1 protein-coding gene is annotated in these 1,374 nt (G+C 61.8%); it reads right to left on the bottom strand.

Annotated elements, in window-relative coordinates:
• A partial coding sequence (locus J8I34_RS34050; RefSeq protein ID WP_209808564.1) for an IS4 family transposase occupies positions 1-1,307 on the bottom strand: 1,307 nt, incomplete at its 3' end.
• Between the last annotated feature and the right edge of the window lie 67 nt (positions 1,308-1,374).

The raw sequence follows: 1,374 nt of genomic DNA, 5'->3' as shown, positions 1-1,374 counted from the left end.
AGGAAGCGAACGGCATAGCGTGAAGGGCGGGACTTGACGACCCGGTCGCATGAGCGGCCGGGTCGTTTTACATTGGGCAGCGACTTTAGGCGCTCGCGTAGGCGCCGTAGACAGTCGGGCAGTTTCGCAAAGGCTGGCGTGACGGCTGCCCACATCATCTCGTGCTGGATGACGTGGAAGGCACGCACGAAGCTCATGTCAGTCGGCGCGAGCTTGGCTTCTCGGGCGGCGCTGGCCATCTCCCGGCGAATCAGGTTGTAGGCGATCAGGGCGCCCCAGATTTCCTGGCATACCCCATCGACGGTTCGGCTGCGCAAGGTCAGCTCCATGCCGAGCATCGACTGCTTCAGTTCCCGGTAGCTCGTTTCGATCTGCCAGCGGCGCTCGTAACAGGCGACGATGTCAGCAGGTTTGACGCGTCGGCGATCGAGCAGCGACGTCAGCAGAATTCGGCTACGTCCGCGTGCATCGATCGTGCGGATTGCCCGCGCCTGCCAGAACTCTGGCAGCGCCGGACACTTCTTGCGTGCCTGCGGCGAGACACGCATGCGTACTGTGGCGTCCTCGGCCGTGCCGGCTGTAACCTCCCAGCACGTGTTGGATTTGGCGGGGATCAGGAAATGGCGGTTATCCCCGCCCATCGTGAGGCCACACAAGATCTCGGCAGCCAGAAAGCCTTTGTCGAAGACCGTCAGCGAATCATTCGGTATCTGCGGCAACAAACCTTTGGCGTACACCATCTCATTGCTTTCATAGCGACCGAAGCTGGCGCCTGCCACCAAATGCGTGGGAATCGCTGTCAGCGTCACCATGCGTACCTGCGGATAGCTGGCGACTCTGCGAACGTAAGCTTGAGCACCGAAGTGCTCGCGGTTGGCGGGGCTATCGGCCGTGCGTAGCGTCGTGCCATCCATCGCCCACAAGCTGAGTCCCTTGAAGGCGTAGTCGCTGGAATCCTGCAAGCTCCAGGCACGCGCTGTTCGTTCGAACAGCCAGGCCAGCGGCGCTTCCCCCACGCGCTGGCGAGCTTGTGCCGCCGCGCTCTTGCTGACGAACGGCGCCACCTCATCAGGCAATGCCAGTCCCAGGTTGTCGAGCACTTCGCTGATCGACCAATGGCGGTACATCGCCAGCGCAATCACCAGCCAAACCACCTGTTCCGCGGGCAACCGACGGCGACGAATACTCGCCGTTCCCGTCGCCTCTACCGCACGCTCGATCCACTCGTATGGCAGATGCTCGGCCAGCCGACTTAAGTCGGCTGGCTGTTGCGCTTCGAGCAGGAAGGTCAGGTGACTGGAGAGCATCGCGCCCGAAAGTTAACACCTCGGCGCAAGGTTTACAACTTCCTCTGACGCTCCATACAAAAATGCC

This window comes from Cupriavidus phytohabitans (assembly GCF_017815025.1).
Lineage (GTDB): Bacteria > Pseudomonadota > Gammaproteobacteria > Burkholderiales > Burkholderiaceae > Cupriavidus.
The sequence above is the reverse complement of the archived record's forward strand: the minus strand, read 5'-3'. Positions and strand labels throughout refer to the sequence as shown.